Annotated in this window: 13 protein-coding genes and 1 pseudogene; 7 read left to right on the top strand and 7 right to left on the bottom strand. The window is 63.6% G+C overall.

The window, feature by feature from the left end; translation table 11 throughout:
• Positions 1 to 47 precede the first annotated feature (47 nt).
• Both KCX70_RS05980 and KCX70_RS05975 read left to right on the top strand, forming a co-directional pair.
• Positions 48 to 467 carry a YciI family protein gene (locus tag KCX70_RS05980; RefSeq protein WP_212619579.1) on the top strand — a complete coding sequence of 140 codons (420 nt, stop codon included), beginning with the start codon at positions 48 to 50 and terminating at the stop codon, positions 465 to 467.
• A 19-nt stretch (positions 468 to 486) separates the two neighbouring features.
• Complete coding sequence (locus KCX70_RS05975; RefSeq protein ID WP_021209552.1) at positions 487 to 921, top strand: VOC family protein; 435 nt, start codon at positions 487 to 489, stop codon at positions 919 to 921.
• Between the two features lie 53 nt (positions 922 to 974).
• Here the strand turns inward: KCX70_RS05975 and KCX70_RS05970 are convergent, their stop codons facing one another.
• Together KCX70_RS05970 and KCX70_RS05965 are read right to left on the bottom strand one after the other, a co-directional pair.
• Positions 975 to 2,567 carry a putative bifunctional diguanylate cyclase/phosphodiesterase gene (locus tag KCX70_RS05970; RefSeq protein WP_212619578.1) on the bottom strand — a complete coding sequence of 531 codons (1,593 nt, stop codon included), beginning with the start codon at positions 2,565 to 2,567 and terminating at the stop codon, positions 975 to 977.
• Between the two features lie 111 nt (positions 2,568 to 2,678).
• Positions 2,679 to 3,626 carry a helix-turn-helix domain-containing protein gene (locus tag KCX70_RS05965; RefSeq protein ID WP_212619577.1) on the bottom strand — a complete coding sequence of 316 codons (948 nt, stop codon included), beginning with the start codon at positions 3,624 to 3,626 and terminating at the stop codon, positions 2,679 to 2,681.
• 118 nt (positions 3,627 to 3,744) lie between these two features.
• Between KCX70_RS05965 and KCX70_RS05960 the strand changes: the two genes are divergently transcribed.
• Positions 3,745 to 4,380, top strand: a complete 636-nt coding sequence (locus KCX70_RS05960) for a cysteine hydrolase family protein (RefSeq protein WP_212619576.1) — start codon at positions 3,745 to 3,747, stop codon at positions 4,378 to 4,380.
• Positions 4,381 to 4,393: 13 nt separating this feature from the next.
• Here KCX70_RS05960 and KCX70_RS05955 read toward each other — a convergent pair whose 3' ends face one another.
• The 3 genes from KCX70_RS05955 to KCX70_RS05945 form a co-directional block, all read right to left on the bottom strand.
• A complete protein-coding gene (locus KCX70_RS05955; protein ID WP_021209556.1) occupies positions 4,394 to 4,570 on the bottom strand; it encodes a hypothetical protein in 177 nt (58 codons plus the stop codon).
• Between the two features lie 50 nt (positions 4,571 to 4,620).
• Positions 4,621 to 5,364, bottom strand: coding sequence for a Mut7-C ubiquitin/RNAse domain-containing protein (locus KCX70_RS05950; protein ID WP_212619575.1), 744 nt, complete (start codon positions 5,362 to 5,364; stop codon positions 4,621 to 4,623).
• Between the two features lie 77 nt (positions 5,365 to 5,441).
• Positions 5,442 to 6,224 carry a sulfite exporter TauE/SafE family protein gene (locus KCX70_RS05945; protein WP_102851360.1) on the bottom strand — a complete coding sequence of 261 codons (783 nt, stop codon included), beginning with the start codon at positions 6,222 to 6,224 and terminating at the stop codon, positions 5,442 to 5,444.
• A 202-nt stretch (positions 6,225 to 6,426) separates the two neighbouring features.
• Between KCX70_RS05945 and KCX70_RS05940 the strand changes: the two genes are divergently transcribed.
• Together KCX70_RS05940 and KCX70_RS05935 are read left to right on the top strand one after the other, a co-directional pair.
• Positions 6,427 to 7,452 carry a ribonuclease Z gene (locus KCX70_RS05940; protein ID WP_212619574.1) on the top strand — a complete coding sequence of 342 codons (1,026 nt, stop codon included), beginning with the start codon at positions 6,427 to 6,429 and terminating at the stop codon, positions 7,450 to 7,452.
• 93 nt (positions 7,453 to 7,545) lie between these two features.
• Positions 7,546 to 9,663 carry a TonB-dependent receptor gene (locus KCX70_RS05935; RefSeq protein WP_212619573.1) on the top strand — a complete coding sequence of 706 codons (2,118 nt, stop codon included), beginning with the start codon at positions 7,546 to 7,548 and terminating at the stop codon, positions 9,661 to 9,663.
• An 89-nt stretch (positions 9,664 to 9,752) separates the two neighbouring features.
• Here KCX70_RS05935 and KCX70_RS05930 read toward each other — a convergent pair whose 3' ends face one another.
• A complete protein-coding gene (locus KCX70_RS05930; protein ID WP_102851363.1) occupies positions 9,753 to 10,307 on the bottom strand; it encodes a TetR/AcrR family transcriptional regulator in 555 nt (184 codons plus the stop codon).
• 89 nt (positions 10,308 to 10,396) lie between these two features.
• Here KCX70_RS05930 and KCX70_RS05925 point away from each other — a divergent pair, with 89 nt between their 5' ends.
• Both KCX70_RS05925 and KCX70_RS05920 read left to right on the top strand, forming a co-directional pair.
• Positions 10,397 to 11,128 carry an SDR family oxidoreductase gene (locus KCX70_RS05925; RefSeq protein ID WP_212619572.1) on the top strand — a complete coding sequence of 244 codons (732 nt, stop codon included), beginning with the start codon at positions 10,397 to 10,399 and terminating at the stop codon, positions 11,126 to 11,128.
• A gap of 20 nt (positions 11,129 to 11,148) precedes the next feature.
• On the top strand, positions 11,149 to 11,745 hold the full coding sequence (locus tag KCX70_RS05920) for a 2-hydroxychromene-2-carboxylate isomerase (protein ID WP_212619571.1): 597 nt from the start codon (positions 11,149 to 11,151) through the stop codon (positions 11,743 to 11,745).
• A gap of 114 nt (positions 11,746 to 11,859) precedes the next feature.
• Here the strand turns inward: KCX70_RS05920 and hrpA are convergent.
• Positions 11,860 to 13,980: pseudogene (hrpA, locus tag KCX70_RS23460) on the bottom strand (ATP-dependent RNA helicase HrpA); the annotation flags it as partial.
• Positions 13,981 to 14,112 lie beyond the last annotated feature (132 nt).

Below are 14,112 nucleotides of genomic sequence, written 5' to 3'. Positions count from 1 at the left end.
AGCAGCACCGACTAGGCTGTTCTTGCAGATGACAGAGGAGCCGCACGATGCGATTCATGGTGATGATCAAGGCCAACCAGGACACCGAAGCGGGCGTGATGCCCAGCGAGGAGGTGCTCGCAGCCATGGGCCAGTACAACGAGGAGCTGGTGAATGCCGGTGTCATGCTGGGCGGCGAAGGCTTGCATCCGAGCAGCCGGGGCGCACGGGTGCGCTTCAGCGACGGGCAGACATCGGTGGTTGACGGTCCGTTCGCCGAAACCCGCGAGCTGATTGCCGGCTATTGGCTGTTCCAGACCGGATCGCTGCAAGAAACCATCGACTGGGTGAAACGTTGCCCGACATCCGCCATCGGCGATTCTGAAATCGAAATCCGGCAGATTTTCGAAGCCGAAGACTTCGGCGCCGAATTCACCCCCGAGTTGCGCGAGCAGGAAGATCGTTTGCGCGCACGGATCAGCCAGTAACCCGAACAGGAGAGAACATATGAAAATCACCCCTTATCTGACCTTCGACGGCCAGGCCCGCGACGCCTTCACGCTCTACCAGAAGGTACTGGGCGGCACGCTGGAGATGATGACTTTCGCCCAGGCGCCCGAGTCCGAGCATTTCCCCGCCGAGCATCGGGAGCGGATCATGCACGTCTGCCTGAACCTCGGCGACTATCAGTTGATGGCGTCCGACACCATGCCGGGCGACGCGGCCTGTGGTGGCGGCCCGTACGAGGGCATCAAGGGTTGCTCGATATCCCTGCATCCGAAAAGCGTTGCCGAGGGTGAGCGCGTGTTCAACGGGTTGGCCGAAGGTGGACAGGTCGTGATGCCGCTGGAAAAAACCTTCTGGGCCGAGCGTTTCGGCATGTTCGTCGACCGCTTCGGTGTGTCCTGGATGGTCAACTGCGAGCATGACGCGCCGGTCTGACACCTCTTCTACAGCGTGCTCCACGCATCGGCTGGCCCAAGCGCTCAGCCGTGTTAGCCAGCGGCATGGCCCGGACGTTTGCCCCCGAGCCTGTCGCTTGCCGACTCGGCCAACAAGGCCTGCACCGCCTCGGCATCGACCGCACGGCTGAAGTAATAGCCCTGGCCGAAATGACAGCCTGCGCGGTGCAGCCACTCCAACTGGCCGATGTTCTCGATCCCCTCGGCGACGGCTGGCATGGCCAAACCGTCGCTGAGGTGGATCATCGAGCGCACGATCTTGCCGTCCTTGTCGCTGTCGCACATGGCGCTGATGAACTCGCGGTCGATTTTCAGCTTGTCGAAGCTGAAGCGACTGATCTGCGCCAGGCTCGAATAACCCGTTCCGAAATCGTCGATGACGATGAGAATGCCCAGTGCCCGCAGCGTGTCGAGGTGTTTGCGGGCCAGGGGAATGTCCTTGACGATGGCCGTTTCGGTGACTTCCACCTCCAGCCGCTGAGGCGGGAAACCGACCCGCTCGAGGATCGTCATGATGCGCTCCGGAAGATCGATATCCTGCAGGTCGTGCGCGCTGAGGTTGAAGGACAGGTGCAGCTGCGCCGGCCAGGCGAGCGCATCGGTGCAGGCGATTTCGAGCAGCCTCGACGTCAACTCTCGGATCAGCCCGCTCTGCTCGGCGGCAGGAATGAATTGCACCGGCGAGACTTCGCCATGAACCGGATGATGCAGCCGTGCCAGTGCCTCGAAGCCCACCACCTGCTGATCGGCCAGGCTCACGATGGGCTGATAGACAGTGCGCAGGTAGCCATTGTCGAGGGCCTCGCGCACCAGCTGCGCCGCCCGGGATTGCTCTTCCAAGTGTTGGTCGGTGGTATTGTCGAAGAAACGGATGACCTTCTTGCCGCCGTGTTTTCCCTGGTACAGCGCCAGGTCGGCGCGGCGCATCAGCTCGTCGAGCGCCTGGCCATCCTGAGGAAACTGGGCAACGCCATAAGTCGAGTGCACCACCAGCCGCACCGAGTCGAGAACGACCGGCTGGGAGATGATGCCCGCCAGTTGCTCGATCAGCTGTAGTGCAGCTGCCGGCGTCTTGGTCGAGCGTAACACCAGGGCGAATTCATCGCCGCCCAGCCGGCAGGCGAAGTCGCCTTCGGGCAAGGCAATACCCAGGCGCTGGGCAATGGTCTGCAGCAACTGGTCGCCAATCGCGTGGCCGTGGACGTCGTTCACCGCCTTGAAGCCGTCGAGGTCGAACAGGACTACGAAAAACGGCTCGTCTAGGCATCGCATGTTTCCAGCGAAACTCAGCTCCAGCCCGCGCCGGTTGGGTAGCGTCGTCAGCGAGTCGTGGGTGGCCAGCAGGTGCGCTGCCAGCTCGGCCTGCCTGCGGCTGCGGATCTCCTTCTTGAGCTCGATCACACGGCGCGCGCCGAACGCGAAGCCGCACCAGCCGAGCACCAGCAACGCCATGAATATTTCGTCCGCCTCCCATGCCTCATGGGTGGCGTGGAACCGGTTGATCGTTTCATAGAGTTCGATTTCAACGAACAGCCCCAACGCGGCGATGCCGATAACCGCGATAACGAGCAGGTCGATGCTGCTCTGGCTTAGACGAAACAGGCGAAAAGTGATGTTGTCGAGCATTCCACGGTACCTGTACCCAGCCGATTGGGCTGACGAATTCATTTCGCTAGCTATCGACATACCGAGCGGGAGCTTGACGACCGCCTATCAGGCGCAACGGTGACCGGCCGGTCACCCGCGGAACACTTGCCGGTAATGCCGCGGCGATACACCAAAGGCCTTGCTGAAGTGCTGACGCAGCGAGGCGGAGGAGCCGAATCCGGCCAGCGAGGCGATGGTGTCGATGGGCTGGTCGGTGCTTTCCAGCAGCCGCTGGCTCAGCGCCAGCCGCTCCGCCAGCAACCAGTTGCCGACCGTGGTACCGGTGTGCTGACGAAAATGCCGGGTGAAGGTGCGCCGGCTCATCACCACCCGCTCGGCCAGGCTGTCCAGCGTGTGTGGAAGGTGCAGGCTGGCCCGCGCCCAATCCAGCAGCTCGCCCAGGCGCGTATCGCGGCGACGGGCCGGCATCGGTTGTTCGATGAACTGTGCCTGACCGCCCTGGCGGTGCGGCGACATCACCAAGCGTCTGGCCACCCGATTGGCCACCACCGCGCCCCAATGCTTGCGCAGCAGATACAGGCAGCAATCCAGGGCCGCCGCGGTGCCTGCCGAGGTAAGCAGGTTGTTGTCGTCGAGATAGAGCACGTCGGCATCCACGATCACCGCAGGATGGCGCGTCGTGAAATGCTCGACGCAGGCCCAGTGCGTAGTCGCGCGACGCCCATCGAGCAAGCCGGTGGCGGCCAGCACGTATGCGCCCAGGCAGAGGCCGACGAGGGTCGCCCCGCGGGCGTGGGCGGCGACCAGCGCATCGAGCAGAGCGGACGGCGGCGGGTCATCGCCATGGCGCCAGCTCGGCACGATGATCGTCTGCGCCCGTTCCAGCGCTTCCAGTCCATGCGCCACCTGCAGCGCGAACCCTGCCGTGGTGCGCAAGGCGCCTGGCTCGGCGGCGCACACGTCAACGACATAGCCCAGCTCCTCCGAGCCTTCACCGCCGAACACCAGGCAAGGCACGGACAGGTGGAACGGACTGATCTGGTCGAAGGCGACCACGGCGATTCGGTGCGGCTGCATGGCGAGTCCTGACGGATGAGTTGGCCCGATCCTAACGCAAGATGTCTTGCGGGCCACTCACCGATGCGCGCCATGCACGACACAATCGCTGCACATCCACCGGCAAAAGGACCGCTTCATGAACCAGCCCAAACGCGCACTCATCGTCATCGATGTGCAGAACGAATACGTCACCGGCAACCTGCGCATCGAATATCCCGACGTGCAGCTATCGCTGGGCAATATCGCCAGAGCCATGGACGCCGCTCACACCGCAGGGATTGCGGTGGTGGCCGTGCAGCACATCGCTCCGGAAAGTTCGCCATTGTTCGCCCGTGGCAGCCAGCAGGCCGAGCTGCACCCGACCGTCGCCGAGCGCCCATTCGATCTTCTTGTGGAGAAATCCCTGGCCAGCGCCCTGACGAAGACCAACCTCGGCACCTGGTTGCGCGAGCGGCAGATCGACACCCTGACGGTCGTCGGCTACATGACCCACAACTGCGACACCTCGACCGTGCTTCAGGCGCACCACGAGGGCTGGAAAGTGGAGCTGCTGCACGACGCCAGCGGCTCGCTGCCGTACGAGAACGCAGCCGGCAAGGCCAGCGCCGAGGAGATCCACCGAGCCTTTACCGTGGTGATGAACACCGGCTTCGCCGCGGTGGCGAGCACGGACGAGTGGTTGCAAGCCGTCCGGGATGGACAGGCGCTTGCTCCGGACAACATCTACCACTCCAACCAGCGCGCCGCGGGGCGTGGCACGCTGCGGCAATGATCCGTTCGTTCGATCAGCGGGCCCGGCGACGCAACCCCAGCCACATCAGCACCCCGCCTGTCAGCAGGAAGCCGGGCGCCATCCATACGAAGGTGGTCACGTGCGAGGCAAGGCCAATCGCGAGGCAGACAACCCCGGAGGCAAGCAGCGGGACAGCCGGTGCGATATAGGACATTGGGTGGCGTTGCATGGGCGACTCCAAAGGAATTAGCGGGGGCATTTACCGACAGGAACCGCGCGCTAGTCAACGAACGTCATTGATTCGAGCAAGGCGCGCATGTCCTGCCAGTGCGAGCCCTCCCAGAAGATCCGCCCACATCGATCGCAACCGAGGAAGCGCTGATGTCGCGCCTGCACCCTGGATGGCAGGCGATCGAGCACCGAGGCCTTGTCCACCGGATGCAACGGCGCGTTGCAGTTCATGCACAGGCTGAACGGCCGGGCATGGGCGGCCAGATCGAGGCGCTGGTAAAGCTCACGCAGCTGAGCCTGGGGTTTGATCGCATGTACATAGCAGCCATGGCGCACCGCCCGGTGCATCAACAGCGGACGGTCACGGGTCAACAAGACCCTGGCGTCCCGATTGGCCAGCTCCACCATGGCCGCATCTTCGTAGCCGTTGTCGTACAGCGTGTCGAAACCGGCCATGCGCAGCAGCCGCGCCAGGCCGCCGAGGTGGGCGTCGGCAACGAAGCGCGGCGGGCCGGACGGCAAAGACTGCAAGTCGCTCAGCGAACTGACGTCCAACTGCTCGAATCTGGGGTAAACGGCCACCCGATCGCCATCGGCGATAGCCCGCTCGAGGTCAGCCGGCTCGCCATTGACCAGCACCAGCGCCACCTCCGTATGCGGCACGCCGAGGGCTTCGATCATGTGCTTGGTGGTGGCTGCACGCGCGCAGGGGCAAGCGAAGGATTGCCCGCGGCGTTCGGCCGAAAGGAAGCTGTTGAGTCTGGCGTAGAAGCGGAACGTGGCGGTCGTCATGCTGGTACGGCAACGCCGATCGCGACGAGATCCATGACGGAGCGCGCGCAGCGTCGCGCCTCCCTAAAAGGCTGCGGTCAGATCAGCTTATAGCCGATCATCGCCAACATCACCGCCATGCATGGGCGCAACACAGCGTCCGGCACGCGACCGGACAGGTTGCTGCCCAGGTAGATACCCGGCAAAGAGCCCATCAGCAGATAGGCCAGAATGGTCCAGTCCATGTTGCCCATGCCTGCATGACCGAGGCCGGCCACCAGCGTCAGCGGCACGGCATGAGCGATTTCGGTGCCCACCAGGCGACGGGTGGTAAGCAGCGGGTAGAGGAAGAACAAGGCCACGGTGCCCAGCGCACCGGCACCGATGGAGGTCAGCGTCACCATCGCCCCGAGCACCAGACCGACCACGACGGTCAGCACATCCAAGCCACGTGGCGAGAGGCGCGGGGTGGGTCCGGACAGACGTGATGCGATCGCCAGCAGGCGCTTCTTGAACAGTACAGCCAACGCCGTGAGCACCAGAACGACACCCAGCGACTGCTTGATGATCGCATTGAGCGCCTCCTGGTCGGAGTGCAGCCCCTTGAGCACCCAGAGCATCAACGCCGCTGCCGGCAAGCTGCCGGCGGCGAGGTAGCCGGTGATCCGCCAGTCGATGTTGCGCTGTTTCTGGTGCACCCACACGCCACCGGCCTTGGTGATTGCCGCATAGAGCAGATCGGTTCCGACAGCCGCAGCGGGATTGACACCGAACCACAGCAGGATCGGCGTCATCAACGAGCCGCCGCCAACCCCGGTCATGCCGACGATGAACCCGACCACAAGGCCTGCTATCACAAAGCCAAGAACACCAAACTCCATCATGCGATCCTGATAAAGGGCCAGCGGCCGTATCGAAGGCGGCCAGCATAACGGCATGAGTTAGCTATTCTTAATATAAGTTTGTACTTTCTTAGTAGCTTAAAAGCATAAGCAGGCGAACTGCGGCGGTTCAGCCTCTCGCAGCCTCATCTGCGGCATTCTGTCTCGCCATCCGACGTCCCGATTAGAGAGGAGCTCGCACGTGGACTTGCTGTTTCTCGGCACCTCATCCGGCACTCCGACCCGGGCCCGAAACGTTACCGGCCTTGCTTTGCTCGAAGACAGCGGCAAGGGCTGGTACCTGGTCGATTGCGGCGAGGGCACGCAGCATCAGGTGTTGCGTACGCCACTGACGCTTCACGGGCTGCGGGCGATTTTCATCACCCACGTTCACGGCGATCACTGCTATGGCCTGCCTGGCTTGCTCGCCAGCGCCGGCATGGCCCGGCGACAGCAGCCGCTGGACATCATCGCGCCCGCTGCGATCGAAGGCTGGGTACGCACGACCCTGGCCATGAGTCAGAGCGGGCTGCCTTACGAATTGCGCTTCCATGCCGTCGAGACCCTGGACAGTTGGCGCAATCAGCAGATGCGCGTCGAAGCCACCGCCCTCTCCCACCGTGTGCCGAGCTGGGGCTACAGCTTCACCGAAACCCGCCCGGACCCACGCCTGGACGTGGAGAGGCTCGATCGCGAGGGCGTCCCGCGTGGCCCGCTTTGGGGTGCGCTGATGCGCGGTAACGACGTCGAGCTGGCGGGACGCATCCTGCACAGCGAGGATTATCTGCTGCCGACCCGTACGTCGCGGCACATCGTCGTCGGCGGCGACAACGACCGTCCCGAACTGCTCCGCGAGGCTTGCCAGGGTGCGCAACTGCTGATCCACGAGGCCACCTACACGCAAACGGTCGCAGAGGCCGGCAAGGCAGAGTTTGGTCATAGCACCGCCGCGCAGGTGGCCGCATTCGCAGCCGAAATCGGCGTTCCGAACCTGGTACTGACTCATTTCAGCGCGCGCTACCAGAACATCCCGGGACGCGGACTTTCTGTCGAGGACATCCGCGCCGAGGCGGCCCGCCACTACGATGGGCAATTGATACTCGCCGAGGACTTGCTGCGACTCAGGCTCGACAAGGCCGGGCAGCTGCAGCGAATGGACCGCTTCGCCAACGCCGATACAGCGGCGACAGCGCCGGGCTCGGCTTCGCTCAGGGCACCGCACGCATGAGCTCGAATAAATGAACGCTAATGATAACTCGTATCATTTACATTCAATTTACATACAGCTATTGTCGCCTCCCTTTCCCTGGAGGATGACACCGTGCCATCAAACGCAACCCGCCTCTTGCCATTGCTCACCGCCCTGGCGACTCCCGTCGTATATGCCCAGCCCGCCTCACCGATCGAACTTCCCGTCACCTCGGTGACCGGTAGTCGTGAGGAATCCGGCTACAAGCCCGAGCAGAGCAAGGCTGCGCTGAAGATCGACGCCCCCCTGCGCGACATTCCGCAATCGATCAACGTGGTGCCACAAAGCGTGCTACGCGATCAGGGCGCCGACTCGCTGGAAGACGCGCTGAAGAACGTTCCGGGCATCGGCTTGAGCAACGGCGACGGGCAACGCGACCAGGTCACCATCCGCGGCTTCAGCGCCATTGGCGACCAGTACATCGATGGCGTTCGTGACGACGCGCTCTACTTCCGGGACATGTCGAACATCGAGCGCGTTGAAGTGATCAAGGGGCCGGCGGCGGTTCTCTACGGCCGCGGTTCGTCGGGCGGGCTGATCAACAGCGTGACGAAGAAGCCAACCTTCGCACCGGTGCAGGAGGTGGGCGTCAGCTTCGACAGCGAAGGCAAGCGCCGTACCCAGTTCGATACCGGCTGGGCGGATCAAGAGCAGAAAAACAAGGCGTTTCGCGTGACCGGCGCGCTGGAAGACAGCGACACCTTCCGTGAAGATGGCTTTCTGGAACGCAAGGCGCTGGCGCCATCTGCCTACTTCCAGCTTTCCGATGACCTGGAGATCAACCTCGGCGCGTCGTACCTGTACGACAAGCGCCTGATCGACTTCGGTATCCCGTCCCTCAACGGCCGCCCCGTCGACGTCGACCGCGACAAGCGCTTCGGTTCTGCCGACGCGGATCAGGACTACACCCGTAGCGAAATCTTCTCGCTGACGGCCGGCATCGATTACCGCATCAACGATACCTTCACGTTGAGCAACACCAGCCGCTACTACCACTACGACCTGGATCGGAACAACACCCTGGCGCACACCGATGCCAACCGCTTCGTCACCGCGCCGGACGGCACGCTGCTGGTCAAGCTCAAGCGCGGCAATGTCCAGCGCAAGGAGGACGGCTGGTTCAACCAGACCGAACTCAAGCAGAACGCCATGATCGCCGGCCTGAATCATCAGTTGCTCTACGGCGTGGAGTTCGGTCGCCAGGAGAAGGACCAGCAGTTCTACAACCAGAACGATGTCGCGCGGGTGCCCGTTTATGGCGATACGCTGCTGCCGGTGCCGTCCCAGGCCAATCAGAAGACCGGTGATGGCCTCAACACCCAGGAAACCACAGGCCTCTACGTGCAGGACCTGATCGAACTGTCGCCCCACTGGAAGGCGCTGCTGGGTGTGCGCTACGACGAGTTCGACCAGTCCTTCCGCGACGATCTCAACGGCAAGGCCGAGCTGGAGCGGACCGATTACACACTCAGTCCACGCGCAGGCCTGGTCTGGCAGCCGGATGACGCGCAGTCCTATTACCTGTCGATCAGCCGCTCCTATCAGCCATCGGGCGAGATGTTCCAGGTCAGCGCGACCAACGTCGAGCTGGAGCCGGAGCAAACCACAAACTACGAAATCGGCGCCAAATGGAACCTGTTGCAGGACCGGCTGATGCTGACCGCCGCGGCATTCCGCCTCGAGCGCACCGACATCAAGACCACCGACCCGATCAATCCGGCCAAGCTGGTGCTGGCGGGCGAGCAGCGCACCGACGGGTTCGAAACCACCTTCATGGGCCAGCTCTCGGACAAGTGGCAGCTCTATGGCGGCTACGCCTTCCTGGACGCCGAGATCACCAAGTCGAACAGCAAGACCAACGGTGTCGACAACGAAGGGCAGGTGCCGACGCTTACGCCGCGCCACAGCGCCAACCTGTGGGCGGTGCGCTCACTCGATACCGATTGGCGCGTCGGCATGGGCGCCAACTACGTCGGCAGCCGATATACCGCGCTGGATAACGAAACCGAGATGCCTGGCTACACCACGGTCGATGCAGCGCTGTTCTATCAGCAACCCAAGTGGGACGCGGCACTGCGCCTGTTCAACGTCTTCGACAAGGAGTACTACGCCTCGGCCCACGGCTCGGTCGACCTGATCACCTCGGGCGCGCCACGGACACTCGAGCTGAGCGCCAATTACCGGTTCTAGTTTCTAAGCAACAAGCGAGGCGCCCTATATTGGGTGCCTCGCGCACCCGCCCCGCCCCGCATTCGCTCGGGTGCCTACCTGCCGCCACGTCATTGCGACAAAGCCGAATGAAGCATGCTTCTGCTCGCGTCGAGCACCTCCCGCTGGGTCTCTTCGCTAGCCAGCATGCGCGCCACGAGCAACGCGCCGACGCATTGCGCGATCAACGCCCAGGCCAGCTCGCCATCACCGAGCGTCTGCGCCCAGGCCTGCTGCAAGGCGCGCAACCAATGTTCGGCCTCCTCGCGCACCGGCGTCTCGGCACGGGCGATTTCCGCACCCAGCGCCGGGATCGCGCAGCCCGCTTCCGGATTGTGCAGGTGCGCCATGCTCAGGTAAGCGTCCAGGCAGCGTTCCAGCCGGGTCCGATCGGCCACTCCGTCTCGCGCAAGGATCGGGCTTTGCGATAACTCGCGCCGGACGACTTCGGTGAACAGGTCGCCCTTCGACGGGAAATGGCTGTAGAACGCGCCACCGGTGAGGCCGATGGCTTTCATCAGGCCATCGACGCCGGTCGTGGCGAAGCCGCCGCGCTTGGCGATCGCGCCGCTGCTTTCGATCAGGCGCTGTCGGGTTTGCTCTTTATGGCTGGCGGAGTAACGCATGCGACACGCCCTCATGGCGACCTTGACGAGTCGCGAAGCTTAACATAACGTCCGCTTACCTAACGACCGTTTAGCAAGAGAGCGAACCCATGGAGAATAACAATCGCGTCGCCCTGATCATCGGCGCCGGGGACTCTACCGGTGCTGCCATCGCACGACGCTTCGCCCGCGAAGGCTACGTGGCTTGCGTCACCCGGCGTAGCGCCGACAAGCTGCAGCCGCTGGTCGACAGCATCATCGCCGAGGGCGGTCGCGCCCATGGCTTCGCCTCCGATGCGCGCAAGGAAGATCAGGTAGCCGAGCTGATCGAAACCATCGAGCGCGACATCGGCCCGATCGAGGTGATGGTCTTCAACATCGGCGCGAACGTACCGTGCAGCATCCTCCAGGAGACCGCGCGCAAATATTTCAAGATCTGGGAGATGGCTTGTTTCGCTGGCTTCCTGACCAGCCAGGCGGTGGCCAAGCGGATGGTGGCTCGCGGCCGCGGCACCATCCTGTTCACCGGTGCCACTGCCGGGCTGCGCGGCTCAGCCGGTTTCGCCGCGCTCGCGGGGGCCAAGCATGGCATTCGTGCGCTGGCGCAAAGCATGGCGCGCGAACTGGGCCCGATGAACATCCACGTCGCGCACATCGTGGTCGACGGGGCGATCGATACGGCATTCATCCGTGACAGTTTTCCCGAGCGTTATGCCCTGAAAGACCAGGACGGCATCCTCAACCCAGCGCATATCGCCGACAACTACTGGCATCTGCACAGCCAGCCACGCGACGCCTGGACCTTCGAACTCGACCTGCGCCCCTGGACCGAGCGCTGGTAAACCCAACCGGAGCGACATAGATGACCAAGACCCTCGAGTTTTTCTTCGATCTCGGCAGCCCGGCGAGCTACCTCGCCTGGACCCAGCTACCGGCACTGTGCTCGAGCACAGGCGCGACGCTGCATTATCGGCCGATGCTGCTCGGTGGAGTATTCCAAGCCACGGGCAATTCGTCGCCGGCCGCTGTTCCAGCCAAAGGCCGCTACATGGCCACCGATCTGCTGCGCCATGCGCGTCGCTACGGTGTGCCGTTCGCCTTCAATCCGCATTTCCCGATCAACACCCTGGCGCTGATGCGCGGCGCAATCGGCTATCAGATGCAACGACCCGAAGACTTTGCGCGCTACCTGGAAGCCCTGTTCAACGCGCTCTGGATCGATCAGCGCAACCTCGGCGACGAGGCGGTACTGGCGGCTGTGCTGACGGAAGCCGGGCTCGATTCCGAGCAATTCCGCGCTCTGATCTCCGATGATCAGGTCAAGAATGCGCTCAAGGCGAACACCGAAGAAGCCGTGCAACGCGGCGTGTTCGGTGCGCCAACCTTCTTCGTGGGTGAGGAGATGTTCTTCGGGCAGGATCGCCTGGAATTCGTCGCAGGCGCGCTGACCAGCAAATAGCGCAGGCACTCTGTAGGCCTCAGGGAGCACCGAAAGCGGGGCGGCGCGGTTGGCGAACGAGCGCGCCAGCGCGCCGATGGACGGTCCGTTCGTCCCGGCCCGCCCCCAAAAACATCAAGCCTCGACCTGACTCCACTGCTTGTTCAGCCGCTTGTCCGACACCGCCATTTTCGTCCCCAGCTGCTGGGCCCAGAGCGATACGCGATATTCCTCCAGCATCCAGCGGTACAACGCCAGTTCCGGATCGCGCTTGCCCTCCTGCTGATGCTTGTTCAGCCGCGCCTGGTACTGCTCCCAATAGCCGGTCAGTTCGCCGGACCAGACACGGTCGCGTTGCAGTTGCGCGCCGATCTTTTCGAAGCGCTGCTCGATGGCCTTGAGATAGCGTGGATACTCCTTCAACCATTCGGTCGGCGTTTCGCGCACGAAGCCGGGATAGACCAGATTGCCCAGTTGCGCCTTGATATCGTTAAGCGCCACCGCCTGGGCCAGGTCGATCTTGCCCTTGAAGCGCTTCTGCAGGCCATGCCAGAGCTTGAGAATATCCAGCGTCAGGCGCGCCGAGCGTTCGGCGTGCGTCGCCCAGTCACCGCGTTTGCGTTCGGCCAGTGACGCCAGGGCGGCGCCGTCGCGCGGCAGTTGCGCTTCGCCGTCGAGGATGCAGCTGTCGAGGCTGGCCAGCAGGATGTCCTCGACCAACGCATCGACCTTGCCCATGTCGCGATAGAGCAACGCCAGCTCGGTAAGGCCTGGCAGCTTGTTGCGCAGGTATTTCGCCGGCTCGGCCAACTGCTGCAGCAGCAAGCGCTGCAAGGCGCGGCGATGCTGGTAGTCGGCCTCGGCCTGGGTCGGGAAACGACCTTCCTTGACCACTGCATTTTCTTCGACCAGTGCCGGGTAGACCGTCATCGACAAGCCGGCCATCTTCGCCTGAGCCTTTTCCGCCACCTGTGCAAAGCCCTTGGCCTCGACCGGTTTCTGTTCGGCCTTCTGCTGCGGCGGCGCCAATGCGGCCTGGCTGGCTTCGCTGAAGCGCGCCGTCAGCTCGGCCAGATCACGACCTTCGCCAAGGAATTTTCCACGGGCATCGACCACCTCGATATTCATCTTCAGATGGCTCTCCAGCCCCAGGGCCGCTTCCGCCCAGGCTTCGTCCGGCACGCGCGCACCGGTCATGCGCAGCAGCTCGCGGCCCAGCGCATCCGGCAGCGCGCCCTCGCCGAAGGTGATCTTCGAGAGCGCAGCCTTGACGAAATCCGGTACCGGGACGAAGTTTTTGCGAATCGCCTTGGGCAGGTTGCGCACCAGCGCCACCGCCTTGGCCTCGATCAGCCCCGGCACCAGCCAGGCGAGCCGCTCGGCACGCAGTTGCGGCAGCAGCGGCGCGGGGACTCGCAGCGTCACGCCGTCGCGCGGGTGGTTGGGTTCGAAATGGTATTCCAGCGGCAGTTGCAGTTCGCCGATACGCAAATGGTCCGGGTACTGCGCAGCGGTGACTTCACTGGCGTCTCGCGCCAGCACATCCTCGTCACGCATGACCAGCAGCTGCGGGTTCTTGGGGCTTTCGCGCTTGTACCAGGTCTCGAAACTGGCGGTCTGGTAGATGTCCTGCGGCAGGCGCGCGTCGTAATAGGCGAACAGCGTGTCCTCGTCAGCGATGATGTCGCGGCGACGGGCCTTGGCTTCCAATTCGTCGAACAACTCGAGCAGTTCGCGGTTGGCGGTGAGCGCCTTGGCGCGGCTGTGCATTTCGCCACGCACCAGCCCCTCGCGGATGAAAAGTTCACGCGCGGCAAGCGGGTCGATGGGGCCGAAATGCACCGGCCGGCGGGCGACCACGATCATGCCGTACAGGGTGACCTGTTCGAACGCGACCACCTGCCCGCGCTTCTTCTCCCAGTGTGGTTCGAAATGGTTGGTCTTGATCAGGTGCTTGGCCAGCGGCTCGATCCAGTCCGGCTCGATCTTGGCGACCATGCGCGCGAAGAGCTTGGTGGTTTCAACCAGTTCGGCGGCCATGATCCAGTTGGGCTTTTTGCGCCCGATCACGCTGGACGGATGCACCCAGAAGCGCCGCTGGCGCGCGCCGAGGAAATCACCTTCCTCGGTCTTGTGTCCGATCTGGCTGAGCAGGCCGGAGAGGATGGCCTTGTGCACCGCCGCGTAGCTTTTGGCGCGTACGGCTGCCTCGCTGGCTTCGGCTTGCTGGGCGAGCTTGGCATTGACTCGCTTGTCCGTGGTGCGCACAGACCCCTCGGCATGGGCGCGGTCCTTTTCCTGGGTGTCCGCCTTCGTTTCGGCGTTGCCCTCTTCGCGGTCGAGACCGCTCCCACCGGGAGTGTCGGTGCCTTTGTTGGAGTGGTCTTG

The organism is Stutzerimonas stutzeri (assembly GCF_018138085.1).
In the GTDB taxonomy this organism is placed as follows: Bacteria; Pseudomonadota; Gammaproteobacteria; order Pseudomonadales; family Pseudomonadaceae; genus Stutzerimonas; species Stutzerimonas stutzeri_AI.
The sequence above is the reverse complement of the archived record's forward strand: the minus strand, read 5'-3'. Positions and strand labels throughout refer to the sequence as shown.

Excerpts from the sequence above, each read along its gene's own strand:
- KCX70_RS05920 (WP_212619571.1), top strand. The coding sequence starts at position 11,149 with ATGACCAAGACCCTCGAGTTTTTCTTCGATCTCGGCAGCCCGGCGAGC.
- KCX70_RS05980 (WP_212619579.1), top strand. The coding sequence starts at position 48 with ATGCGATTCATGGTGATGATCAAGGCCAACCAGGACACCGAAGCGGGC.
- KCX70_RS05975 (WP_021209552.1), top strand. The coding sequence starts at position 487 with ATGAAAATCACCCCTTATCTGACCTTCGACGGCCAGGCCCGCGACGCC.
- KCX70_RS05970 (WP_212619578.1), bottom strand. The coding sequence starts at position 2,567 with ATGCTCGACAACATCACTTTTCGCCTGTTTCGTCTAAGCCAGAGCAGC.
- KCX70_RS05965 (WP_212619577.1), bottom strand. The coding sequence starts at position 3,626 with ATGCAGCCGCACCGAATCGCCGTGGTCGCCTTCGACCAGATCAGTCCG.
- KCX70_RS05925 (WP_212619572.1), top strand. The coding sequence starts at position 10,397 with ATGGAGAATAACAATCGCGTCGCCCTGATCATCGGCGCCGGGGACTCT.
- KCX70_RS05950 (WP_212619575.1), bottom strand. The coding sequence starts at position 5,364 with ATGACGACCGCCACGTTCCGCTTCTACGCCAGACTCAACAGCTTCCTT.
- KCX70_RS05945 (WP_102851360.1), bottom strand. The coding sequence starts at position 6,224 with ATGGAGTTTGGTGTTCTTGGCTTTGTGATAGCAGGCCTTGTGGTCGGG.
- KCX70_RS05930 (WP_102851363.1), bottom strand. The coding sequence starts at position 10,307 with ATGCGTTACTCCGCCAGCCATAAAGAGCAAACCCGACAGCGCCTGATC.
- KCX70_RS05960 (WP_212619576.1), top strand. The coding sequence starts at position 3,745 with ATGAACCAGCCCAAACGCGCACTCATCGTCATCGATGTGCAGAACGAA.
- KCX70_RS05955 (WP_021209556.1), bottom strand. The coding sequence starts at position 4,570 with ATGCAACGCCACCCAATGTCCTATATCGCACCGGCTGTCCCGCTGCTT.